The sequence below is a fragment of the Legionella resiliens genome (genome assembly GCF_021344005.1).
Lineage (GTDB): Bacteria > Pseudomonadota > Gammaproteobacteria > Legionellales > Legionellaceae > Legionella > Legionella resiliens.
Genome location: NZ_JAJTND010000007.1, coordinates 163,540 through 186,842, shown reverse-complemented (window position 1 = coordinate 186,842; position 23,303 = coordinate 163,540). Strand labels below are relative to the sequence as shown.

The following is a 23,303-nucleotide window of genomic DNA, read 5'->3' as shown; positions in this document are numbered from 1 at the left end:
TTGGGCTTAAGACTTTATTTTTACTGACAATTCTAAAATAAACTCTGCAACCAATTCCGTCATACCAGGATAATCTGTATATGCTTTGATCTGAATGGGTTGAGTCACTCGTTCTCCAGTTTTTTGCGATTCTTCTAGCATAGCTTTGACTTGTGCTCCTTCGTGACAAACAAAATAAACATCAGATTCAGGCCTACTTAAAAACTGTGCTTGGAATGATTTAAAAACAAGGGAAACTTTAAGTTGCTTCTGTGATGCATGATAAAAACCATGTAAGCCTCCCGCTAAGTCAGCACCAGCACACAAGGCTCCAAAATACATGGAATTTAAATGATTACGGCTTCGTCTTTTTAAGGGTAGACATACAATAATGTCCGTGTCAGTAAGATGGATCAGTCGCGGTCTTAAATAGCCGAGCATGGGTACTTTAAAATGACTAAAGGCCCAGAGAAAAAATTTAAAACGAGTTAAGGTATTCATGAATTTTCCTTTTGTACCCTGAGAGACACTTGATTATCATTTTGGGCATAAAGAGTAAATGGAGATATGAAAAATATGAGCGATAAAATTCTTTGTAAAAGAAATATCATATTTGAAATCCGATAATTTTTAAAAAAGAATAACTTAAGTTTTTTATTCTAGTATAATTTTTGCATTAAAAATATGTATCCAACTCTTTTTGTAAGCAATCCATTATTTCGATGAATGGAGTAATTGCGGGTCGTCGCAAAATTGTTGAGGTGAACAGAGACAGGGACTAATTTAAACACTGTTTCAATAATTGAATCCATTAATTCATTTTCGCTAATTACGGCTTTTGTTTCTCAAAATGCTGAGTGAAATAGATTTAATGTGATTTTTTATTTTTTTTTGCGTATAATTCTATGGCTTTATAGCCGCGAAATATAAAAACCAAAACTCAGTTGTTAAACCAAATTATCGAACTTTATGCAAACAATCACCATACGTGGTGCAAGAACCCACAATCTTAAAAATCTCGACTTGGATTTGCCACGTGATAAATTAATTGTAATAACGGGTTTATCGGGTTCAGGTAAGTCCTCTTTGGCCTTTGATACTTTATATGCCGAAGGGCAGCGTCGTTATGTGGAATCTTTATCCGCCTATGCACGTCAATTTTTAGCAATGATGGAAAAACCTGATGTTGATTCGATAGAAGGTTTATCTCCGGCAATTTCTATTGAGCAGAAAGCAACCTCCCACAATCCCCGCTCCACAGTGGGTACTATTACCGAAATATATGATTATTTACGTCTACTGTATGCACGCGTAGGAGAGCCTCGTTGCCCTACACACCACGTGAGCTTGCATGCACAAACGATTAGTCAGATGGTGGATCATGTTTTAACTTTACCTGTTGACAGTAAAGTAATGATTTTGGCTCCTGTTGTACGTGAACGCAAAGGAGAGCAGGTTCAGCTATTGCAGCAGTTACAAGCCCAAGGTTATGTACGTGCGCGAATTGATGGCGTGCTTTATGAGTTGGATTCTCCTCCTAAGCTAGGCTTACGTACGAAACATACCATTGAAGTCGTTGTGGATCGATTTAAAGTCAGACCTGATATTGCTCAGCGTTTAAGTGAGTCATTCGAAAATGCTATAAATTTGGCAGAAGGCCTTGCAATAGTGGCTTCTATGGAGGATCAATTTAATGATCTCGTTTTTTCTTCCAAATTTGCGTGTCCTGAATGCGGGTACAGTCTCAGTGAGTTAGAACCCAGGCTTTTTTCTTTTAACAATCCTGTAGGAGCTTGCCCTGATTGCGATGGATTGGGAGTTGATCAGTTTTTTGATCCTGAGCGGGTCATACATGATCAAACAGCCAGTTTGGCCGAGGGGGCTATTCGCGGTTGGGATAAAAAAACCACTTATTATTTCTCGATGCTTGAGTCGCTTGCACAGCACTATGGTTTTGATACCCGTACTGCATTTTGTGATTTGCCTGAAGAAGTGCGTCAAATTGTTCTCTATGGCAGTGGACGTGAAATTATAGACTTTCATTATCATCGACCCAATGGTGGGTATATGGTTAAACGGCATTCATTTGAAGGAATTATTCCGAATATGCAGCGGCGTTACCGTGAATCTGATTCGGGAATGATACGTGAGGAGCTTGCTAAATATTTATCATCTCGTCCTTGTCAGAGTTGTCATGGTACACGATTACGCGAAGAAGCACGACATGTGTTTATTGATGACAAAAATTTACCTGAAGTTACTGCATATTCGATTGAAAACGCTTATGTATTTTTTAAAAATTTACGGATGACGGGATATAAAGGTGAAATTGCGGCAAAAATTAATAAAGAAATTGTTGAGCGATTAGGATTTTTGGTCAATGTAGGTCTAGATTACCTTTCATTAACTCGTAGTGCTGAAACTTTATCAGGAGGAGAAGCACAACGCATTCGCTTAGCCAGCCAAATTGGCTCAGGCCTGGTTGGTGTCATGTATATCTTGGATGAGCCCTCTATTGGATTGCATCAACGAGATAATGATCGGTTATTAAAAACATTGATGCATTTACGCAATCTGGGAAATACGGTCATCGTAGTAGAGCATGATGAGGACGCGATTCGCAGCGCTGATTTTGTTCTGGATATAGGACCTGGGGCTGGTGTACATGGTGGGGAAATTGTAGCGTACGGGACACCTCAAGAAATTATGCAATCGCCTGCTTCCTTGACGGGACAATATTTATCCGGAAAACAATCCATAGCGATTCCTGACACTCGGTTACCCGTTAATACTGAAAAAATGATTCATTTAAAAGGAGTGGTTTGTAATAATTTACTGGATGTCAATGTCAGTATTCCTTTGGGTTTACTTACTTGCATTACGGGTGTTTCGGGGTCAGGCAAATCGAGTCTGATCAATGATACCTTATATCCAAGTGCCGCGAATCTGTTAAATAGGGCAAGTTTATTTACTCACGGTTCTGTCAAAGAAATTACGGGGTTAAATTTATGCGATAAAGTAATTGATATTGATCAGAGTCCGATTGGCAGAACTCCTCGTTCCAATCCAGCTACATATACCGGTATCTTTACTCATATCCGCGAATTATTTGCGGCAACTCCTGAATCTAGAGCACGAGGTTACCAGCCAGGGCGCTTCAGTTTTAATGTCCGCGGCGGACGTTGTGAAGCATGTCAGGGGGATGGGCTCATTAAAGTTGAAATGCACTTTTTGCCTGACATTTACGTATCATGTGATGTATGCAAAGGAAAACGTTACAATCGAGAAACTCTTGATATTCAGTATAAAGGTAAAAATATTCACGAAGTTCTAGAAATGACTGTTGAAGATGCAAGTCATTTTTTTGCGGCGATTCCAGCATTAGCTAGAAAATGTCAGACTTTGATGGATGTTGGTTTGTCTTATATTAAATTAGGACAAAGTGCGACTACTCTTTCAGGAGGGGAGGCTCAGAGAATTAAGTTGTCCCGTGAGCTTTCAAAACGGGATACAGGAAGCACTTTATATATTCTGGATGAACCTACAACAGGTTTGCATTTTCATGATACCAAGCAATTATTGGCAGTATTATTCCGTTTGCGGTCGCAAGGGAATACGATTGTAATTATTGAACATAATTTGGATGTGATTAAGACGGCAGATTGGATTATTGATCTAGGACCTGAAGGCGGCAGCAAAGGTGGGCGTATTGTGGCAACAGGCACGCCAGAACAAGTTGCTGAATGTGAGCGTTCTTATACGGGACAATTTTTGAAAGCTATTTTGAACGGGTGATAATTTTCCCAGTTAAATTACTCGCGTATCTATGATATTGAATTTTTTAAATAATTGTATGCATAAAAGCTCGCTGGTAAGAGTAATGCCCAAGTAATTCCCACAAAAAAATAGAATGGATACGCGTTTTCGATAACTACTATATTGCATATTTCGCCAATTTTATAGGCAAATGGCATTAAAAAAAGGATAAGTAGGAACCAAATAAAATAGTAATGGATCAATTTTTCATTAAGAAAAATAAGATTCAATCCGAAACTCAACCAAATGCAAATCATCCATGGCGCTGTAAAATAAGAACTAAAAGGGTTTGCTTTAAAATAAATATAATTTTGATGCAGCCAAATCATATCCGTAATTACACCAATAAATCCGATCAGAAGTGCAAAATAGAGCGCATTTAAGTAAGGCAATCGATTAATTGACTGCCAGGCGATTTGTACGGCAATAAACAGGAACCCAATCATTGGCCCAAGATATACTTCATTTTGTGCTGCAAAATAGAAACAGGCTATCCAACATAAATAATAGGACAGAAAATGGATACACCATCCAATTTGACTTTTACTCATCAGCTTTAGCTCTTACGGTTTAGTTCAAACTCCACAAAAATTCTCCTGTTTTTTTTATCATTTTCGATCTATAACTTAATTGTAGAAAATTTTACATAGGAAGAAAAATGAGTACTTTTTTTATTGCCCTTATTATTATTGTAGTACTTATATTTTTATGGGCTATTAGCATCTACAATACCTTAATTCAATTAATTGAGGCGATTAATAACGACAAAAAACAAATAGATATCCAGCTGGATCGCCGCTTTAAGGTATTTGAGTCTTTAATTGAAGCGGTAAAAAAATATATGGATTACGAGCAAACCACCTTGAAAGATGTTGTGGCTTTGCGTAATCAAGCTCAAGCAGCTAAAGCAGCAGGGGACGAAGAAGGGCGCATTGCTGCAGAAAACCAAATTTCACAGATTGCATCTGGAATTAATTTAGTATTTGAAAATTACCCTGATTTGAAAGCAAGCCAAAATGTCATGCAGTTGCAGGAAGAAATCGTCAATACCGAAAATAAATTGGCATATTCTAAACAGGCTTATAACGATGGGGTAGAGCGTTATTATGCTAAAAAGAAATCGTTCTTTGAATCCATGGTGGTATCTATGTTTGCTTCTTCTCTTGATAAAGACTTTGTTTACTGGGGACTCCCTGAAGAACAGATTCAAGCGAAAGAAGACTATACCGTAAAATTTTGAGTTAGAAAATGAGTCTTGAAGACTATCATGGCGACGTAGCGAATTGGCGTGCGCAAATCCAGTTGAATCAACGCAAGACACGTGCGGTAATTGCTTTTTTTGTTGCAATTTTTTTTGCTGTGGGTTTCGTTGCTGATTTGTTTGTTTTGCAATCGACCTACCCACAGGTTCCTTTACAGCAAATTTTTCTTGCTTTGATTCGCCTGCAGGTCATTCCCTATGCGACTCTTCTTATGGTTGGTTTCGCCGTAATATCGTTGTTAATCACATATGCATTTTATGATCGAATTATGTTATTAGGTACCGAGTACCGTGAGATTACACCCCAAACAGCTAAAAATTTGCAGGAACAGCAACTATATAATGTAGTTGAGGAAATGAAAGTTGCTGCTGGTTTGCAGTATATGCCCAAAGTTTTTATTATCGAAGCAGACTACATGAATGCGTTTGCAAGTGGGTATAGTGAAAAATCAGCAATGGTTGCAATTACTCGAGGTTTAATAGAAAAGTTGAACAGGGCAGAGCTGCAAGCAGTAATGGCTCATGAATTAAGTCATATTCGTCACTATGATATTAAATTAACTCTAATGGTAGCGGTTTTGAGTAATATTCTTTTAATTGTGGTGGATATACTGTTTTATTCAGCAGTATTTAAACGAGACGGAAAACGTGGAGATAATCGATTATTAATGGTCATTATAGTTCTTCGTTATGTCTTGCCCTTAATTACTATTTTGTTGACCTTATTCTTAAGTCGAACGCGTGAATATATGGCGGATGCTGGCTGCGTAGAGTTAATGCGTGACAATGAACCTTTGGCTCGGGCATTACTCAAAATTAGCGACGATCATCAGCAATATGCTGAGCATTATTCAGCGGAATACGGTAATACTCCTCATGAGCAGATAAGGCAGGCGTCCTATCTCTTTAATCCCTCAGATATTGATCCGGTGAAATCTTTAAGCAGCGCTTTTGCAACACATCCTTCGATTGAGCAACGTTTACGGGCTTTGGGATTTAAGCCTAAATGAAAAACTCGAAAATAGGAATAATGTTTATTGTTTCTCTATGACTCTGTTCTTGTATAATCTTATATTTTAAGTTTATGATTATACCCCAAAAGCGAACACCTTCTCTGAAAAGGAATTTAGATGTGATGAAAATACAATCCTTAATTTTATCAGCTTTTTTGATATGCAATGGATTCTGCGTCAATGCAAATACGTTGTCGAAAGATGAAACAACAAATACTACAAAGATTTCGGAATATCTGAGGAAAATAACCCCAGAATTTCTCTATGGATATACCGATTTTGATTTTGATTCGACTTCAGGTGTAAATTTTAACCGATATAACGGACATTCAAATCTTTATTCTGCGGGAGCTGACCACATTACCTTAGGTCAGACGATGATGGCAGGCATTTATTATTTTAGAATTAATAGCGCAATTAGTTCGGAGTTTTTACTAAACCCAGGATTTGTAACTAATTCGGAACAGACCATACATAACAATACAATTTTCGGCCATCTATTTAAAGTGTTCACTCCCCAGATTTATGCTGATGTGTCGGGAGGTTATGGTTACAATAAATTTAATACTGTAACTGAAATTGCTATGGCCCCAACCCCGCTAATCGCTCAAGCAACAAATAATAATAACAACTGGTTTGTCAGCCTAAATGGAATTTATAGAAAAACTTGGAAACAGCTTCTCATGAGAGCTAATCTCGGGGTATTGTACAGTGAGATTAATACTGGAAGATATAATTACTTTTTCCCCTCTACGGTTACTTTTCAAGTGATTGAGCCATTAACAAATAAAGCGACTTTAATTTTGGAAAATATTGAATTAGGTTATTTTGTTAAGCCTTCAGTAATGCCTTTTATCAGCGGGGGATTAATTCAGGTAGCACAATTTTCAAATAGTCGTCCACTTGTAGATCCCGCAAGCATAATAAATGGTTCCCTTCCTCAATTGAACATGGATAGAAGCGGGTTTCGTGTAGGCGGGGGTATTGCCATAACCTTTAAAAAAGCAACCATTCGTGTTGAGGAAAAATATTATAATGCTGGTGGAATTTTTCAGAGTTATCAAACTCTAGCTGCATTAGAATATCAATTTGGTTAGACCTATTTACAATTCTACTATCCTGGCCGCAAGGCCTTGATTTTCTGTACCCCGATGCCCACATGCTTTTATGCATGCTGTGTCTTTGGTACTCGAAACTCAAAGCCTTGTGACAGTGAATTGTAAACAGGGTCTTAGCTCGTAATTCTATCTTTGCCCACTTTCTGGTTTTGTTAAGGAAAGTATTTAAGGACAATACTTTGTGAAGAAGGATCGATATTTCTCGCCAAAATCAATAAAATCTAAAGGGACACAAGTCCTTTTAGGTCTTTTCTGGTTAATTCTTGTCTTTTTAGTTGATGTAATTCACATGCCTCTTCTCAGTTCATTAGTTACTCAGCTGGACCATCGAACTTATGATCAAGTCGTTCAATTAAACTGGCGTCCACATCAAACAATTCCTCGAGTTGTTATCATTGATATTGATAATAAGTCAGTGGAGCAAGAAGGACGATGGCCTTGGCCTAGAAATAAAATAGCTAATTTAATCAATAAGTTAAAACAAAATGGTGTTGTGACCATAGCAACAGATATAGTTATGGCTGAGGCAGAAGTAAATTATGCAATAGGACTCAAGAATGAGTTGCAGAAATTAATGCCTCAATTATCCTTGGGTCAAAAACAGTTACCTGATTTGCTTGAGCAAATTGCCCCTAGAGTGGACAACGATCGTATTTTAGCCGACTCATTATTGGATCATAATGTGGTGCTGGGTTTTTTATTTCATAATGACAAAGAAATCAGGAGGGGAGAATTACCTACACCTTTAACTAATCCAGAAAATAATTATTTATACCGAGATAACCTCCCGCTCTATCAATTTTCCGGATATAACGGTTGTTTGCCGTTATTTCTAAAAGCGTCGACACAAGCGGGGGCAGTTACAAATGTACCGGATTTGGATGGAACGATACGACATGGGCTTATGTTAGCAAGCTATGACAACAAATTATACGCTACATTGGCTCTTGCAACTTCTATGAATTATTTGATGGTAAAACACCTTACCCTTAAAACGCATCATCATCAATTGTACGGAATTCAAATGGGTAATGTATTTATACCTACAAACGCGTATGGACAGATTCTTATTCCATTTTGGGGACATATTGGCGCACATAATTATTACTCTGCTACAGATATCATCCAGGACAAAATTAATCCAGAGCAACTGCAAGGGGCAATTGCTATTATTGGATCAACGATAATCCTTTTGGCGGATCTGCATCAATCTCCAGTTGCACAATCGTATCCTGGGGTGGAGATGGTAGGAAATATGGTTCAAGGCATTGTCGGGCAGCAATTGGTATCAGAATATGATTGGAAGACTCCTAAAGCTCGATTGTACTTGATATTAATTGGATTGTTTTTTACTTTTTTATTTTCTTTTTTGAGTGTTTCCAGAATTTTGATCCTGGCGATAATAAGTATTATAGGTATCTGGGCCTTATCCATTTATTTGTTTGTCTATAAAAGTTTATATCTTCCTATAGCCCTGATTTTAACCTTAATCGTGCTTCAGACTATAACGAATTATGGCTATTTATTTATTATCGAAAGAAGACAAAAAAGAAAAATAAATCAGCTGTTTGGGCAATACGTTCCAGAAGATTATGTTAGAGAGCTCATAGAATCTCCTGAGCAGTACAGCATGGAAGGACAAGAACGAAATATGACGGTTCTATTTAGTGATATTCGTAATTTTACAAGCCTTAGCGAGAGCTTGGAGGCATCTAATGTGAAACGATTGCTAAATGCTTTTTTTACACCAATTACTGAAATAATTTTTAGCTTTAGAGGAACAATTGATAAATATGTGGGGGATATGATCGTGGCGTTTTGGGGAGCTCCTATGCTTGATGAAGATCACGCAACTCATGCTATTATGTGCTCTCTCGCCATGGTAAAACAACTACCTGAAATCAATGAAAAAATGCAGGAAAAAGACTTGCCAGTTGTTAGTTTTGGCATTGGCCTGGCAACAGGGTTGATGAATGTGGGTGATATGGGTTCAGAGTTTCGCCGTGCGTATACAGTCATTGGAGATACAGTGAATCTTGCTTCGCGTTTACAAGATTTAACAAAATTTTACCAAGTGACTATTTTGGTGAGTGATAAAACATGTGCAGGACAAGATCAGTTTGCCTGGCGAGCCATAGATAAAATTACTGTTAAGGGAAGAAAAAGTGGATTGACTATCTATCAGCCTCTCGGTAAGGTTAGTGATGTTTCTGAAGAGGTTTTAACTCAGTTAGACGAGTATCATAAAGCTTTAGAAGAGTATTATGCGCAGAATTGGTCGTCCGCTGAAAAAAAATTTGCTATGCTAAAAACCAAATGTCCAGAGGTTTATTTATATCAGATCTATCTTGACCGCGTTAAAGCATTTATGGAAACACCTCCTCCAGAAAACTGGGACGGAATTTACATGCATCAGCATAAATGATCTTTCTTATTTATTGAAAGACTCTTAATGGCCAAGGATTGTAACTACTTTGTAATGGAAAAAATTGTACAGGAATATATATGAAAAAAGTAATATTTACAGGATTATTGATGCTAGCCAGCCAGCTATTTGCTCAATCTGCGGCCACTGTTTTATTCACCCAGAAAAAAGTCGTGGTCCGTCAGCATGGTGCTGAGCGCGGGATTACTCGTGGCTCTAGCGTAGAAGTTGGTGATGAAGTTGTAACTGGTGATGATGCCGCAGCGAATCTTCAATATTCAAATGGTGCATTGGTTAGTATGGGCTCAAATTCGAACTACAAAATTTTGGCTTATGCTCCTAAGGAAGCGGTACAAATTAAAGCGGAGTTAAGTAAGGGTAAGCTGGAAATAAACACACCAGAAAAAATAAAAGAATCACTAAAAACTCCAATTTTATCGCTTGCCATACTTGGAACAAAGGTTCGAGTTTACGTAGTTGGAAAAGAGACTTACATTCAAGTGATTGAGGGTCTCGTTTTGGCGAGGGGTGAATATCTTCGACCTGGTGCAAGTGTTCGGGTTACCGCTGATCGCATGATAAATGCCCCTTTCCCTAAAGAGGGTGAGGTTAAAACTGCGGCGGCTACAGCTGTTTCAGTAATCAAAACTGAAACTGGAAGTACAGCTAATACAGGGAGTGGTAGTGGTGCCGATAGCGTATCCTTTATTTCAACCGTTGAAGTTACGAGTACATCAACAACTACCGCAACAGCTGCTGCTCAGGTTGCTGCTATAGCTGATATCTCATTAATTTGTCAGACTCCTGTTACCCTTTAAGGAGTTACTGTAGCCCTGGGTGAAGAAGCAAGCGACGCATAACCAAATCCTGGTTGCTTGCACCAGAATCTTATACATCGCTGAAAAACCAGCCCCGCCTACTCTGACGTCCTGCGGCTTGTCCGCGGGATCCAGAAGATTTGCTAAAAACACTGGACCCCACGGACAAGCGCGGGGCGTAGGCAGAGATGTGATCAAGAGACAATTGGTTGCAGCCCGGGATTGGTATAGGTAGAACTTGTGATTATAGTGCGTTTTTTCATTTTGTTCTGTTTTTTAAGCATGAATAGGACTATTCGCGAAACCCTACTCCTTTTTTTAATAAAGTCATATTAATGAATGTAAGTAATGCTAACATAAGACAAATAATTCCCATGGCTAAACTGATATTAACCTCACTTTGACCAATCATTGCTTGTCTCAGTGCATTAACCATATATAAAATGGGATTTAGCCATGACACTTTTTGCCAAAACTCTGGAAGCATATTAATGCTGTAAAATACTCCACCTAAATAAGTGAGTGGAGTAAGGATAAAGGTTGGAATAATCATAATATCATCAAAATTTCGAGCAACCATTGCATTGGTAAAACCTGCCAGGGAAAATACAGCAGATACGAGCAATACAACCAATAGGGTCATCGGTAAGTGACTAAATTCAATGGTCAAGAAAAAACATGCAATTAGATAAACCAAAGCAGCAACGATTAGTCCTCTAAAAACCCCACCCAAAACATAACCAAGGAGTAAGAGGCTGTTGTGCATTGGACTGACAAGCATTTCCTCTATACTTTTTTGGAAGCGGACACTATAAAGCGAAGAGGATACATTCCCGTAAGAATTAACAATGACCGACATCATAATCAATCCAGGAGCAATGAACATTGGATAGCTGACTCCTTGAATGGAGCCGATACGAGGTCCGATTAAACTACCGAAGATGAGGAAGTATAGTGTGGTTGTAATTACCGGAGGTAAAAAAACTTGGCTTGCAATGCGGAACATTCGCACAAGTTCGCGCCTTACCAAAGTATATAATGCAATAACTTGTTGTTTAATGGCCATTTTTTATAAGATCCAAAAAGAGTTCTTCCAAACGATTGGTTTTATTTCGCATGCTGTGAATTTTGATTCCGTGCTGGGTAAACAATGCAAATGCATCATTTAAATTCAAATTGTTATCGACACGGAGCTCTATAGTTGTGCTATCAATAAGAGTGGCTTTAAAGGGGTGTAAATCGGGTAAAATATCGATACGGTTTTCTGTGTTAAAGATAAAAGTCTGATGACGCAGTGTTTGTAGTAAAGCCTTCATCGAGGAATTTTTTATAATTTCCCCTTTATCAATAATGGCAATGTTTTTACATAACTGCTCTGCTTCTTCCAGATAGTGGGTCGTGAGAATAATGGTTGTTCCTTCTGCATTAGTTCGAGTGAGAAACTCCCACATACTGTGTCTGATTTCTATATCTACACCAGCTGTAGGCTCATCAAGAATGAGTACCTTAGGTTGATGCACTAATGCTCTGGCGATCATGAGCCGACGTTTCATTCCGCCGGACAAGTGTCGTGCTATAGAATGCCTTTTCTCCCAAAGACCTAATTGTTGCAGGAGGGTTTCAACTCGCGGTTGTGCATTTTTTCGTGAAATTCCATAATATCCGGCTTGATTTATCAGGGTCTGTATGCAGCTCTCAAAAATATTAAGGTTGATTTCTTGAGGTACAAGGCCTAAACAGGATTTGGCCTTCTCTGGCTCTTTTTCCAAATCATAACCATGGATACTGATACTGCCTGATGTTTTATTCAGTAAAGTAGAAATTAAACCAATAGTTGTCGATTTTCCGGCACCGTTAGCCCCCAATAAAGCAAAAAAATCACCCTTTTTTATGGTTAAATCAATCCCTTTTAATGCTTGTACCCCATTAGCATAGGTTTTATATAATTGTTTAATATCTAAGGCATGCATAAAAGATTAAGAGAAAATAAAAAATATCATTATACACAATAATTACATTGTTTCGCGAGCATGCTTTTGGTTCAGATTAAAAGCAATGCGAATTAAGCAAGTAGCATTTAATTTGCTCTGCTTAAATCGAAAACACCCCTTGATTCAGCACAAAATGAGAATGAGTTTTCATCCATCCTGTAATACTGTATCGAGGCTGATGCGTGATACACACTTCATGGGGTAATTCACTATTAAAACATATGAAACGATTTTCTAATGGCAAAACGTTTTCAATTAACTGATCTTGGGTATTATAAAGTTTTAATTCGCCTCCAAATTCTGTTTCCCATTGCTTATTTAAATAATACACACATGAAATTTTTCGTGTTTTTTGCGTAGCGAATTGGTCGATATGTTTTTTGTAATAAGTACCGGGTTGATATGCGGCGAAGTGAGTTTCAAATTCATGTAAACCCAAAAAAAGTGACTGATTCAATATTTGAGCTAACTGCTGCATTCGCTCTAAAAAGACGTGTATTGCTGGATTTGTTCCCATTTCATCCAGCCAAAAAATTTCATCGGTGCGAATGACATTATTTTTATGCGATTCAAGCTTAAGGCCTATTTTAGCGCCTCGAAACAAGCCTTGTTCATAGAGTTCTTTGGCCATTGCACGTAATGATTGGCATTGAGATGGTTCAAGAAATCCATCAATAATATAGAATCCCTGGTTACAAAGCTTATGAATAAGTTGGTCGTAATCAATCAAAGTACCCGTCCTTCAAGTTGATATTCATATTCGCGCCATTGTGGCATAAATTTACTCATAAACCCATAAAAGCGTTTATTATGACTTGGTTCTAACAAATGGACTAACTCATGAACAAGAACATACTCAAGACAAATAGATGGTTTTTTGATTAAGTTGAGATTTAACCAGATACGTGCAGCTTTAGTATTACATGAGCCCCAACGTGTTTTCATGTTCCTTATTCCCCATTCAGCTACTTTGACACCGATAACAGCTTCCCAGTTTTGAATGAGAGCAGGCAATAATATCTGCATTTGCTGTTTGTACCAACGCTCAAGAATGGTTTGTATCTGAGTAGGTGAACTATTGGGTTGAGCATAACAGTACATCAGCTCATTATTGATTTTAATTTGTGTAGGTCCCTGATGTTCTTCAATGATTAATAAATACTTTTTTCCCAGGAATGCTACAGTAGATCCCATTTTAAAGCTGCAATCTTCCTCAACAAACCGATTACGAATCCGCTCTCTTTGTTGATGAATCCATGCGCTTTTAGATTCAAGACTTTGCCTGATAAGCTGCTCACTGAATCGAAGAGGGGCGCTTACCTTAACTAAACCATCGGGGGGATAAATGCGTAAGTGCATGTTTTTGATTTTTTTTCTTGATATTTCTATGGGAATACCATCAAATTCAATGATCATCTCATTCAACTACGTGTAGCCTGGGTGCAGCGCAGCAGAACCCCAATCGCTAAGCTTCAGAAAACCCAAGCTTTGCTGCACTGCGCTCAGGCCATAATAACTCCCCAAAAGTTAATAAGGGAGCCAAATCCAAGCTATTGTACTATCTCTGCGCTCCGATACAAGGACTGTCAATATACTCGCCATTAATATCCAAAACCATATTCACATTGGCACGTTGATATCGAGCCAATATGTCGTATTGTTGTTTTGTAATATAGCCATAGGAGTTACCACAATATACAAGTGATGTGGCTCCAGGCTTAGGTTTAACGTGTACCGGCAAATCACATTCCCAACGAAATTGGGTTAAATCGCAATTTGCAAAAGCAAGATTAAAGGGTAAAAGAGATACAGCAAAAGTAACATACCATTTCCTTTTCATAGTGTGCACCATTTGCATGTTTATGTTTTTTAAGTATAGGATAAGATTCAAAAAAAGCATTAAAGGATCGTTATGCTCTCATCCAGTTCTGAATACATTCAAGCTCTGCGCGAAGGAAAATATCTTCAATTTTTAGGATGGACTGATTTTATTACCCGTACTTATGCGCTTGAGGATGCAGATGACACAGTGAATTTTTTGATTTTTGAATGGTTAAACAATGGTTATTTAGAAGAAGATGCTAAAAAATTAGCTGTCCTGCAAGCGGTATGTGATTTGGAGTCTAGACCATTACAAGGAAAGTTAGAGTATTCGCTCAAAATCATTACGATGGCTTTACTTATCTGTATGGTTTTTCAGAAATCCGGTGTTGATGTCACGTTGCCTTCAGAGGAAAAAGTAAAGAGGGATACCGTAAATCCACTCATTGAAAGAAGTCTCAGGAAGGTGAATCAATTTATTTATCAGGAACGTTTGGAAGGGACGCAAACTCGGTTTTATCAATGGGTAGAACATGTTGATGCAAAGGAAAAGACTGATGTTTTTCAAAAGGTGGATGCTATTACGAAACCGAGATATCTTCTTGAGGATTATATTTTACACTTGGAACGTATCAAATTAAAAGATGATCAGCTTTATGCTACTCGATTAAGTATGGCTCGACGTTTTCTGGGTTATTTATATGAACAAACTGAATTGACCGCAGAGGTGACGGAGGTAATTGCTACTTACGTTAACTCACTTCGTGAATTGCACCCGGGGAAAGGAGAGGTAGAGCGGTTGGATGAAATTTCACCTCCTTCCATTCTGGTTCATACCTGGAGGTGGGTAACAGGAATAGGAATGAGTTTTTTTAGTATTGTTTTACATGAGAAAACACCTGGTGATTTAATTACCGGGTCAACTATGACGATTAATTCAATTGACACAATTAATTCTGAACTAAAAAAATAAATTGTCCAAGCAAAAGAGTTTTTATGGAAATTTAGTTAAGATTTGGTAATTTTTTAGTCTTGTCGTTAGTATTTTCCACTGCATTGTTCATTTCTGCTACACTTAAAATCACGTATCTCTATATCGGAAAAGATAAGAGGTAGGGTTTGTAAATCTAACTCGATATACAGACTCTCGCCTACTTTAATATTTTCACGATTAGTTCTTTTCATATATTTCGAAGAGGTAAAAATGAAATTCAAATCGTTAATGTTCTCCGTACATGGATGGTTTGATAGTGGTTTAAAAGAAAAAAATTTAAAACAAGGAACGATACATTGGGCTAGAGCTTTTCTTTTTATATTAGTCCATTTATGTTGTTTTGCAGTTTTTTGGGTTGGGTGGAGTTTTACCGCAGTTTTTACTGCGATATTCCTTTTTTATCTTAGGATGTTTGCTATTACAGGTTTTTATCATCGTTATTTTTCACATAAAACGTTTAAAATGAACCGCTTTTGGCAATTTATTTTCGCTGTATTAGGTAATTCAGCAGCTCAACGTGGTCCACTTTGGTGGGCAGGGCATCATCGTCTGCATCATCGCTATACCGAAGAACAACAAGATCCGCATTCTCCAATCCAACACGGTTTTTTATGGAGTCATGTTGGATGGATTTTTTATTCAGATAATTTTAAAACAGATTACAAATCGGTACGGGATTTTGCAAAATATCCAGAATTGCTTTGGTTGAATCGATACGATAATATCGTGCCTATTTGTTTGATATTGATACTATTTGCAGTAGGCACTTTATTAGAAGCTTATTACCCAGACCTGCATACCAGCGGAATGCAGTTAGTGATTTGGGGCTTTTTTATTTCAACTGTTGCCCTATTTCATGCTACCTTTTCTATTAATTCCGTTTCGCACTTATGGGGTACACAAACATTTCAAACGGAAGATAAGAGCCGTAATAACTTTCTTCTGGCGTTACTTACTATGGGTGAGGGATGGCACAATAACCATCACTATTATCCACGCTCTACTAGCCAGGGATTTCGTTGGTGGCAAATAGACATCACTTATTATTTATTATGCGGCTTAGAAAAGATTAAAGTTATTTATGAAATTAACAAGGTTCCATTGGAATTAAAAAAGAGCAAGGTAAGCGAGCAAAAAAACAACTGATGAAAACCTCTTTGACGTCAAATAAAGTGTAGCGTTGTCTGGTTAATCAACGTATTCATAAAGACCAATTCATATTGTTTACACGATCTAAAATAATTCTGTATGCTTCAATCAATGCTATTAATAATATGAATGCCCTTTTAAATGCGTCGATGTGATGCTTTTAAAAGCATCACATCGATACAAGGTGTTTTCAGCTGAGGTTTGCACCTATTCTTTTCGTACCCTTGCAAGATTAAGTGATTCGAGCTTCTTGATGTAAAACCAACCGAGATCGAATTCATCATTTCTAAAAGAAAATTGGGCACTTGCAGGATTAGCATGATGATTATTGTGCAATTCTTCACCACAAGCGAAAATACCCCATCGGGTAACATTTTTGGATGTATTATCAATTGCAAAATTAGTATAGCCTTTGCTATGAGCAATGCCATTAACATAAAATGTTGCAATAAATGTCTCAAGAATCAATTGAGCGCTCCATACGGGGACAGCCCAAAGTCCTATGGCTAGAAATTCTAAGAAAAAATAAACAAAGGGGCCTTTATTTGAATGTTTTTCATATAATTGTTTCTCTAAAAAGTCATTATCACGAATGTCATTGAAGTTACGCACCATTTCATTAGTTCGTGATAAATGAGTAATTTCTATGCCATAAAAAAACATATTTTTGAGTCCAAAAATAATGGGTGAATGCGGATCTTTTGCAGTATCCGTGTATTTATGATGGAGATGATGAGTTGCTACCCATTTGCTTCTTGAGATACCTGTCGTTAACCACATCCAGAATCTGAAAAAATGGGTCAACAAAGGGTGATATTTCACTGCTCTATGAGACTCTCCTCGATGTAAGTAAATCGTCATGATAATCTCAGTTAAGTGTAAGGAAAATATAAAGAAGATTGAAATATATAACCAATTTATTCCTAAAAGACCTTCTCTCAATGAGGGATATATTATGGCCAATGACCACGTACTTCCTAATACAATAATTGAGAGAATAATCGATTCAATTAGAGCTGAATTAGATTTTTTCATGGCAAACACCTTCTACAACTTTAGACAGTACCTAAAAAAATTCAAGAACTCCCTTCTCCAGGTACTCTTGAGATAAACTTTAGAAATTGCACATATCCAGCAGTTACTACCCATGTTTTTCCAATTTGTCCTCCTCTTTAGAATTATGGACGAAAGGACGACCATAATTTTTATAGTATAGTTTAACTTTTGAGCAATTGAGGAAGGGATGGTGTAATTTGTCCCATACAGAGAGGATAAAAGGATGTTTATCTAAATATTCACGCTAACTAAGCTGATTAATTAAGAACAAAATGAACTTATCTGGGAGATATTTCAATAAATTAGTGACATTGACCAGTAATGGAGGGATTTTGATTTCTGCTTTTTTTCGTTCAATCCCATTTAAGATTTTTTTTGCAGCTTTTGTTGTATTGTAAAGAAAGAATTGGGGGATTTTAAGTTTTTCTGTTAAGGGGGTTTTTATAAAGGTAGGCAGGATCGTTGAGACAGCAATTTTTTCCTTTGCCAATTCAATTCTTAATCCTTGAAAAAAACTACGAACTGCAGCTTTACTTGCTCCATAGGCTTCTGCTCTTGGCAAACAAATATTGGACATGGCGCTACTCATGCCTACAAGATGTGGTTGTTTGCTAGCTCGTAAAAGAGGAAGGGCTGCCTCAACACCATAAATCATACTTAAGAAATTGGTTTGTATAATTTCTTCAACAATCATGCTGTCAAAATTTTTTACATCAACAGCTTCGTACTTACCTGCATTAAGAAATACAACATCAACATAACCGTATTTTTCTTTTATTTTCGTTCCTGCTTTTAAATTTTGACTTCTTTTTCTTACGTCAAAAACAAAAATATCAGCTTGAGTACTAGAGGCTACCTGCTTCAAGGCTGTTTGATTACAGTCAGAAAGAATAAGCTGATAACCGCGAGCAAACATTTCTTTGGCTACTGCTTCACCTATACCAGAAGCAGCACCAGTAATCCAAGCAATGGGTTTCATTTACAAACCTTTGAATGATACTGTCGATTAAAGAAAACGAAAAAACTATAATTTAAAATTATAGATTAATAATAAGAAATTGCTGGGAGGCACTCTTCTTAGGTTGTTATTTGCATCAACAGAGTAAGCTTATTACAAATTAACCTGGGATGGGATTATTCCACCATCCTCCTCCCAAGGACTGAAAAAGTGCTGCAGTATCACTGTAACGTGCTGCTTCTGCCTGAATTACATTTAAATGAGCATGCAGATAAGCCTCCTTTGCACTTAAGACGGATATATAATTTGTTTTACCCAGTTGGTATTGATTGGTGATGAGATTTAATCGAGCTTGTGTATTTTGTTCTGCGCCCACTTGTGCGTGAAGAAGTTCCGCATCAAACTCAAGTGCATGCAATACATCCGCTACGTCAAAAAACGCTTCAAGCATAATTTTTTTATATCGGGCGAATGCATATTCGTATTCTGCAATTGCCATTCTTCTTTTTGCACGTAAAGCACCTCCTTTAAGTAGGGTTTGTGCGATTTGCCCCCCATAATTCCATACATTGTTCATAGGATTAAATAAAGTACTTAATGTTGTTGAGAACCATCCATAATTACCTAATATATTAAATTTAGGAAATAGGTCCGCTGTTGCAACGCCAATCTCTGCACTGGCTTCATGTAATATCGATTCAGCACTCCGTATATCAGGACGTTGCTTTACAAGTTGAGAGGGGAGACTTACTGGTAATTCTGTAGGTAAGTGAAAACTTCTTAGATTAAAATGAGGCAGATGATTCTCGCTAGGTAATGATCCAACAAGTACAGCAAGAGCATTGTATTTTTGGGCTAAATTACTTTTAATAGGTGGTAACGTTGCTAAAGTTTTTTTAAGGCGATTTTCGCGGTTCAGTACATCAAGACGAGAAAGATGTCCTAGTTTATAATTATTTATTGTCATTCTTAATAATTTTTTTTGACAGTTGATGAGGGCTTGTGTCGTTTTTAACTGATCCTGTAGCGATGCTATCGTGATGCTCGTGGTAACTATATTTGCTGTTAAAGTTAAATAAGCCGCTTCTAATTCAAAACGTTCATAATCAATCGCAGCACGCAAAGCCTCCACTTGTCGCTTATTGCCGCCAAATAAGTCTAAATTATAAGAAACATTAACTGATGCGTTATAAAGATCGAATTGATTCCTAATGGAAAATGGAAGTTTTTGTCCAGGAAGAGGTGCAAGGTTTATTCCTGTAGCAAGTAAAGTATTCCTCTCACGACTTCCAAAAAATTGAGTATCGGCAGTAGGGAACAATTTTGGACCAGCAACAACACGCAAATTGGCTTGAGCTTTACGAATATTTGCTTTACTCATCTCTACTGTAGGATTGTTTTTTAATCCTTGTTCAATAAGAGCATTTAATTCTTGAGAATGAAAAAGAACCCACCAGGAATTGGAAATATCGCGATTGTAATGCAAATGCTGCGATTTTCCTGCAGGATTGGGGGCGCTTGCTGTTTTTGTGATGAGCCGACCATTATTATAACGACTAGTATGGGGCGCTTCAGGAGAATGAAAATTAGGTCCAACCCTACAGTTTGTAAGGAGTAGCAATGTGCATAAAAATAAAGAAATTTTTTGCATTTAGTCTTCTTATAAAATAAATTCCACGTTACACCGTACCACAATTCAATCTACTTCAGTTCAAATAGGTGCCGAATCATGATTCAAATAAATACTTACAGGTTGACCAGGGTGTAAATATTTAATCGCTGTAATGGCTGGTTTGGCTTCGATGCGGTACACAAATTTTGTTCTTGAGGTTTCGCTAAATATATAAGGAGGCGTATATTCCGTTTTAGAAGAAATATAACTTACTGTTGCCGGGTAAGTCTCTCTACATCCATCACAACTGATCATGACCTGATTTTTTAATTTTAGTTTTGCAAGTAAAGGCTCTGGCACATAAAAAATAACTTTGAGGTTTTCAGGAGCAAGAATCGATAAAACAGGACGTTCCTTCCCCACCAATTCGCCAACTGTAAAATAGGTGTCGTATATATATCCTGAAATTGAAGAGTATACCTTTTTATTTGACTTACTCCATTGAGCTTGGGTCAGTTCCGCCATAGAAGACTCAACGGCCGCCTCCTGAGCTGTTAATGAGGCTTTGGCATGACGGTAATTGTTTTTTACTTCTTCAAGTTGCTCTCGACTTACCCCCCCTGAAGTTATTAATTTTTGATACCTTTGTAATAAATTATTTTGATAGTCAAGATTAGATTGTTTTAATTCAGTTAGAACCATGGCTTGGGTAAGATTTGCTTTGGCTTTTTTAAGTTGGGATTCTTGTGGTTGCACATCCAGCGTAAATAAAAGCTCCCCTTTTTGGACCAAAGTCCCTTTAGTGGTATCTAAGCTAATGAGATTTCCTGAAAAATTGCTTGAGATGTAGGTATAATCCGCATCAACGTATCCTTGCAGCGAGTTTTTTTCCTCTTTACACGCAATAAGCGGCAGGCATAAGATTGAAACGATCAACCATCTTAGGAAGAACTGTTGCATATGATCTCATTATTCATTTAAGCATTCCAATAGGTAAGATTAGAAAATTATCATCAATTGACAATAATTGACAAGAAGCTAAACGGTAAAGTATCTGATCTAAAAGGTAAATATATCGCTTTGCCAGAATCAATAATTGTCAGTACGGTTACTATTAAGATAGTATATTCATACTGAATTCTTCTTGCACTTGCGCAGCAAAATCAATTTTTCTTGTTTGAATTACATGAAGAAATTGAACTGATATCAGCAAAATAATTTTCATGAAGTGGTTTTCATATTGAGTTAAATATTTGGAAGTTTTTTAGGTTCGATATTAAGGAAAATTAATGATAGAGGATACGTTCCTTCGAGTTTGGGGTATTGCAAAAAAAGAGTTTATCCAAATTCGTAGGGATAGAGTCGTTTTTTTATGGCTATTATTTGCTCCTGCGATCCAAATTCTTTTATTTGGCTTTATCATCAATACGGATCCGAAAAACTTACCGACAACAATTATTTCTTCAGAAGATACCCCTTTTACACGAAGTTTATTGGAGGGATTGAAAAACACTCATTATTTTTCAATTGACACAGCAGCCAAAGATGAAAAAACAGCAGAGCGATTATTACTTAGTGGTAAGTCATTATTTATTATTAATATTCCACCTAATTTTTCTCGAGACATCATTCGAGAAAAATATCCACATGTATTAATTGAAGCAGATGCCTCAGATCCACTCACTGTGGCAAATGCATTCCGCGCTGCGTCTGAACTTCCTGCACGAGTATTTGAGCGTGATTTGCATGGTGCTCTTGAATACCTAGCCCCTGAGGAAGGTGCTTTTGACTTTGAAATCCATGCTAAATTCAATCCTGAAAATATTCCTCAGTATAATACTATCCCGGGATTAATCGCCTATTTAATTTTTGCAACCTTTACTGTTCTAACGGCGGTATCCATTAACTCCGAATTTGAACGAGGTACTTTTGAAACGTTATTAATTACCCCATTAACACCCGGAAATATTATCTTTGGAAAAGTGATACCTCATTTTATTTTGGCTTATTTGCTTTTTTTTGTGCTCTTAGCAATTGCTTATTTTATTTTTTCGATTCCTTTTTATGGCAGTTTACCTCTCTATTTGTTGTTATTGGCTCCTTACTCAATATCCAATATAGGGACTGGGCTTGCTATTTCCGCACTTACCAAATCACAATTTACTGCGGTGAGTTTATCAAATGCATATATTCTTATTGCAACTTTAATTTCTGGATTTTTATTCCCATTTAATGGAATACCTCATTGGGCACAATATTTCAGCCAGATTATGCCGCTGACTCATTTTTTAAGAATAACGCGAAACAGTATGTTAAAAGGGGCTGATTTAGATATTTTATGGCCAGATACTTGGCCAATAATTCTTTTTACCGTATTCATTATTTTTTTAGCCATCCTCCTGTTTAGAAGAACGTTAGACTAATGAAAACGATGCTAAAAAAATCCGAATTTGAAAGGTACGGGTATCTATGAAGATGAATTCAGAACATTATGCAAATCTTATTTTACATCATCCGCTTTTTTGCCTGCTTGATTATCAGAGTGCTCAGCAGTTGCTAAAGTACTCGAAACCTGAATTTATAGAAGAGGGACACATCGTAGTGGATGGAGATCCGATTGATTGCATTTACCTTATTGTTTCAGGAAGAGCAGAAGTAACACGCTCAGTCCATACCTTGGGAAAACATAGGGAAATGCGTATTGCTGAATTGAAGGAAGGAAAGATTATTGGTTTATCATCAGAGGGTTTTGCATCAACTACTGGTCTGCATGCTGCCTCGGTAAATGCGCTTACCAGGATGCATTTACTTAAAATAAGTCTTTATGATTTTCTGCAATTTTTAAAACAACCTCAAATAAGATATCCCAATTTAAAAAAATTGAGTGAAGCGTTTCTTTTAATCCAATTTATTCGTTCTCATCATACCTTTCAAAATCTTTCCCATGAAAAAATACAGACTATGGTAAAGACAGCGCGTAATATTAAGATTTCTGAAGGGACATGTTTGTATAAAGAAGGAGATATAGCGGATACCTGTTATTATCTTCTAAATGGAGAAGTCGTTCTTTTAGATTTAAAAGAGAGTAGCTCTACCACAGTTGCAATAAATCAAATGTTTGGTGACAGTGAGTTTTTAACCAACATGAGAAGAAAAGAAAGCGCCTATGCAAGATATGACAGTGAGGTATTAATTATGGAAGCTGAGATTGTTAAGAATTTTTTCGCTGATGAACCATCATCACTATTTCAAAAAATGGTTTCTAAACTTAGAAAAAACAAATAGCCTCCGT

At 37.1% G+C, this 23,303-nt stretch carries 21 protein-coding genes; 10 read left to right on the top strand and 11 right to left on the bottom strand.

Annotated elements, in window-relative coordinates:
- Nucleotides 1–6: 6 nt before the first annotated feature.
- The gene (locus LXO92_RS16660) at nt 7–480 is read right to left on the bottom strand and encodes a DUF4442 domain-containing protein (RefSeq protein WP_182350647.1); all 474 of its coding nucleotides are present in this window, start codon (nt 478–480) and stop codon (nt 7–9) included.
- A gap of 468 nt (nt 481–948) precedes the next feature.
- Here LXO92_RS16660 and uvrA point away from each other — a divergent pair, with 468 nt between their 5' ends.
- Nucleotides 949–3,774, top strand: coding sequence for an excinuclease ABC subunit UvrA (gene uvrA, locus LXO92_RS16655; RefSeq protein WP_182350646.1), 2,826 nt, complete (start codon nt 949–951; stop codon nt 3,772–3,774).
- Between the two features lie 29 nt (nt 3,775–3,803).
- Here the strand turns inward: uvrA and LXO92_RS16650 are convergent, their stop codons facing one another.
- A complete protein-coding gene (locus tag LXO92_RS16650) occupies nt 3,804–4,346 on the bottom strand; it encodes a DUF2878 family protein (protein WP_182350645.1) in 543 nt (180 codons plus the stop codon).
- A gap of 107 nt (nt 4,347–4,453) precedes the next feature.
- Here LXO92_RS16650 and LXO92_RS16645 point away from each other — a divergent pair, with 107 nt between their 5' ends.
- The 5 genes from LXO92_RS16645 (at nt 4,454) to LXO92_RS16625 (ending at nt 10,430) form a co-directional block, all read left to right on the top strand.
- The gene (locus LXO92_RS16645) at nt 4,454–5,035 is read left to right on the top strand and encodes a LemA family protein (RefSeq protein WP_182350644.1); all 582 of its coding nucleotides are present in this window, start codon (nt 4,454–4,456) and stop codon (nt 5,033–5,035) included.
- Nucleotides 5,036–5,043: 8 nt separating this feature from the next.
- Entirely contained in the window at nt 5,044–6,066 is a 1,023-nt protein-coding gene (htpX, locus tag LXO92_RS16640) for a zinc metalloprotease HtpX (protein WP_182350643.1), read from the top strand.
- Nucleotides 6,067–6,191: 125 nt separating this feature from the next.
- Nucleotides 6,192–7,166: an autotransporter outer membrane beta-barrel domain-containing protein gene (locus LXO92_RS16635; RefSeq protein WP_232891338.1), complete on the top strand. Its 975-nt coding sequence runs from the start codon at nt 6,192–6,194 to the stop codon at nt 7,164–7,166.
- A 202-nt stretch (nt 7,167–7,368) separates the two neighbouring features.
- Nucleotides 7,369–9,612 carry a CHASE2 domain-containing protein gene (locus tag LXO92_RS16630; RefSeq protein WP_232891329.1) on the top strand — a complete coding sequence of 748 codons (2,244 nt, stop codon included), beginning with the start codon at nt 7,369–7,371 and terminating at the stop codon, nt 9,610–9,612.
- A gap of 80 nt (nt 9,613–9,692) precedes the next feature.
- Nucleotides 9,693–10,430 carry a FecR domain-containing protein gene (locus LXO92_RS16625; RefSeq protein WP_182350642.1) on the top strand — a complete coding sequence of 246 codons (738 nt, stop codon included), beginning with the start codon at nt 9,693–9,695 and terminating at the stop codon, nt 10,428–10,430.
- Between the two features lie 292 nt (nt 10,431–10,722).
- On the opposite strand, the gene LXO92_RS16620 is transcribed toward LXO92_RS16625, so the two are convergent.
- From LXO92_RS16620 to LXO92_RS16600, 5 genes are all read right to left on the bottom strand, one after another.
- Nucleotides 10,723–11,496, bottom strand: coding sequence for an ABC transporter permease (locus LXO92_RS16620; protein WP_182350641.1), 774 nt, complete (start codon nt 11,494–11,496; stop codon nt 10,723–10,725).
- A complete protein-coding gene (locus LXO92_RS16615) occupies nt 11,486–12,400 on the bottom strand; it encodes an ABC transporter ATP-binding protein (RefSeq protein WP_182350640.1) in 915 nt (304 codons plus the stop codon). The genes LXO92_RS16620 and LXO92_RS16615 overlap by 11 nt, the downstream gene beginning before the upstream one ends.
- 121 nt (nt 12,401–12,521) lie before the next feature.
- Nucleotides 12,522–13,151, bottom strand: coding sequence for a 2OG-Fe(II) oxygenase (locus LXO92_RS16610; RefSeq protein WP_232891328.1), 630 nt, complete (start codon nt 13,149–13,151; stop codon nt 12,522–12,524).
- Nucleotides 13,148–13,837, bottom strand: a complete 690-nt coding sequence (locus LXO92_RS16605; protein WP_232891327.1) for a M48 family metallopeptidase — start codon at nt 13,835–13,837, stop codon at nt 13,148–13,150. Before LXO92_RS16605 ends, LXO92_RS16610 begins: the two co-directional genes overlap by 4 nt.
- Nucleotides 13,838–13,979: 142 nt before the next feature.
- A complete protein-coding gene (locus tag LXO92_RS16600) occupies nt 13,980–14,261 on the bottom strand; it encodes a hypothetical protein (RefSeq protein ID WP_019233437.1) in 282 nt (93 codons plus the stop codon).
- A 72-nt stretch (nt 14,262–14,333) separates the two neighbouring features.
- Here LXO92_RS16600 and LXO92_RS16595 point away from each other — a divergent pair, with 72 nt between their 5' ends.
- A complete protein-coding gene (locus LXO92_RS16595; protein WP_232891326.1) occupies nt 14,334–15,215 on the top strand; it encodes a helical bundle domain-containing protein in 882 nt (293 codons plus the stop codon).
- A 231-nt stretch (nt 15,216–15,446) separates the two neighbouring features.
- The gene (locus LXO92_RS16590; RefSeq protein ID WP_182350637.1) at nt 15,447–16,382 is read left to right on the top strand and encodes an acyl-CoA desaturase; all 936 of its coding nucleotides are present in this window, start codon (nt 15,447–15,449) and stop codon (nt 16,380–16,382) included.
- A 210-nt stretch (nt 16,383–16,592) separates the two neighbouring features.
- On the opposite strand, the gene LXO92_RS16585 is transcribed toward LXO92_RS16590, so the two are convergent.
- From LXO92_RS16585 to LXO92_RS16570, 4 genes are all read right to left on the bottom strand, one after another.
- On the bottom strand, nt 16,593–17,420 hold the full coding sequence (locus LXO92_RS16585; RefSeq protein ID WP_182350636.1) for an acyl-CoA desaturase: 828 nt from the start codon (nt 17,418–17,420) through the stop codon (nt 16,593–16,595).
- A 265-nt stretch (nt 17,421–17,685) separates the two neighbouring features.
- Nucleotides 17,686–18,420 (bottom strand): SDR family NAD(P)-dependent oxidoreductase, encoded by a 735-nt coding sequence (locus tag LXO92_RS16580; RefSeq protein WP_182350635.1) that lies wholly within the window; start codon nt 18,418–18,420, stop codon nt 17,686–17,688.
- A gap of 139 nt (nt 18,421–18,559) precedes the next feature.
- Entirely contained in the window at nt 18,560–20,050 is a 1,491-nt protein-coding gene (locus LXO92_RS16575) for an efflux transporter outer membrane subunit (protein ID WP_182350634.1), read from the bottom strand.
- A gap of 60 nt (nt 20,051–20,110) precedes the next feature.
- Nucleotides 20,111–20,971 carry an HlyD family secretion protein gene (locus LXO92_RS16570; RefSeq protein WP_182350633.1) on the bottom strand — a complete coding sequence of 287 codons (861 nt, stop codon included), beginning with the start codon at nt 20,969–20,971 and terminating at the stop codon, nt 20,111–20,113.
- A gap of 329 nt (nt 20,972–21,300) precedes the next feature.
- On the opposite strand from LXO92_RS16570, the gene LXO92_RS16565 reads away from it, so the two are divergent.
- Nucleotides 21,301–22,434 (top strand): ABC transporter permease, encoded by a 1,134-nt coding sequence (locus tag LXO92_RS16565; RefSeq protein WP_182350632.1) that lies wholly within the window; start codon nt 21,301–21,303, stop codon nt 22,432–22,434.
- Nucleotides 22,435–22,480: 46 nt separating this feature from the next.
- Entirely contained in the window at nt 22,481–23,296 is an 816-nt protein-coding gene (locus LXO92_RS16560) for a cyclic nucleotide-binding domain-containing protein (RefSeq protein WP_182350631.1), read from the top strand.
- The last annotated feature ends 7 nt before the right edge of the window (nt 23,297–23,303 follow it).

Bases quoted from the DNA above. Each gene is read 5' to 3' on its own strand.
- LXO92_RS16590 (WP_182350637.1), top strand. From the start codon at position 15,447: ATGAAATTCAAATCGTTAATGTTCTCCGTACATGGATGGTTTGATAGT.
- LXO92_RS16660 (WP_182350647.1), bottom strand. From the start codon at position 480: ATGAATACCTTAACTCGTTTTAAATTTTTTCTCTGGGCCTTTAGTCAT.
- LXO92_RS16565 (WP_182350632.1), top strand. From the start codon at position 21,301: ATGATAGAGGATACGTTCCTTCGAGTTTGGGGTATTGCAAAAAAAGAG.
- LXO92_RS16575 (WP_182350634.1), bottom strand. From the start codon at position 20,050: ATGCAAAAAATTTCTTTATTTTTATGCACATTGCTACTCCTTACAAAC.
- LXO92_RS16615 (WP_182350640.1), bottom strand. From the start codon at position 12,400: ATGCATGCCTTAGATATTAAACAATTATATAAAACCTATGCTAATGGG.
- LXO92_RS16600 (WP_019233437.1), bottom strand. From the start codon at position 14,261: ATGAAAAGGAAATGGTATGTTACTTTTGCTGTATCTCTTTTACCCTTT.
- LXO92_RS16560 (WP_182350631.1), top strand. From the start codon at position 22,481: ATGAAGATGAATTCAGAACATTATGCAAATCTTATTTTACATCATCCG.
- LXO92_RS16620 (WP_182350641.1), bottom strand. From the start codon at position 11,496: ATGGCCATTAAACAACAAGTTATTGCATTATATACTTTGGTAAGGCGC.
- LXO92_RS16625 (WP_182350642.1), top strand. From the start codon at position 9,693: ATGAAAAAAGTAATATTTACAGGATTATTGATGCTAGCCAGCCAGCTA.
- LXO92_RS16595 (WP_232891326.1), top strand. From the start codon at position 14,334: ATGCTCTCATCCAGTTCTGAATACATTCAAGCTCTGCGCGAAGGAAAA.
- LXO92_RS16645 (WP_182350644.1), top strand. From the start codon at position 4,454: ATGAGTACTTTTTTTATTGCCCTTATTATTATTGTAGTACTTATATTT.
- LXO92_RS16605 (WP_232891327.1), bottom strand. From the start codon at position 13,837: ATGATCATTGAATTTGATGGTATTCCCATAGAAATATCAAGAAAAAAA.
- uvrA (WP_182350646.1), top strand. From the start codon at position 949: ATGCAAACAATCACCATACGTGGTGCAAGAACCCACAATCTTAAAAAT.
- LXO92_RS16650 (WP_182350645.1), bottom strand. From the start codon at position 4,346: ATGAGTAAAAGTCAAATTGGATGGTGTATCCATTTTCTGTCCTATTAT.
- LXO92_RS16585 (WP_182350636.1), bottom strand. From the start codon at position 17,420: ATGAAAAAATCTAATTCAGCTCTAATTGAATCGATTATTCTCTCAATT.
- LXO92_RS16580 (WP_182350635.1), bottom strand. From the start codon at position 18,420: ATGAAACCCATTGCTTGGATTACTGGTGCTGCTTCTGGTATAGGTGAA.
- LXO92_RS16570 (WP_182350633.1), bottom strand. From the start codon at position 20,971: ATGCAACAGTTCTTCCTAAGATGGTTGATCGTTTCAATCTTATGCCTG.
- htpX (WP_182350643.1), top strand. From the start codon at position 5,044: ATGAGTCTTGAAGACTATCATGGCGACGTAGCGAATTGGCGTGCGCAA.
- LXO92_RS16635 (WP_232891338.1), top strand. From the start codon at position 6,192: ATGAAAATACAATCCTTAATTTTATCAGCTTTTTTGATATGCAATGGA.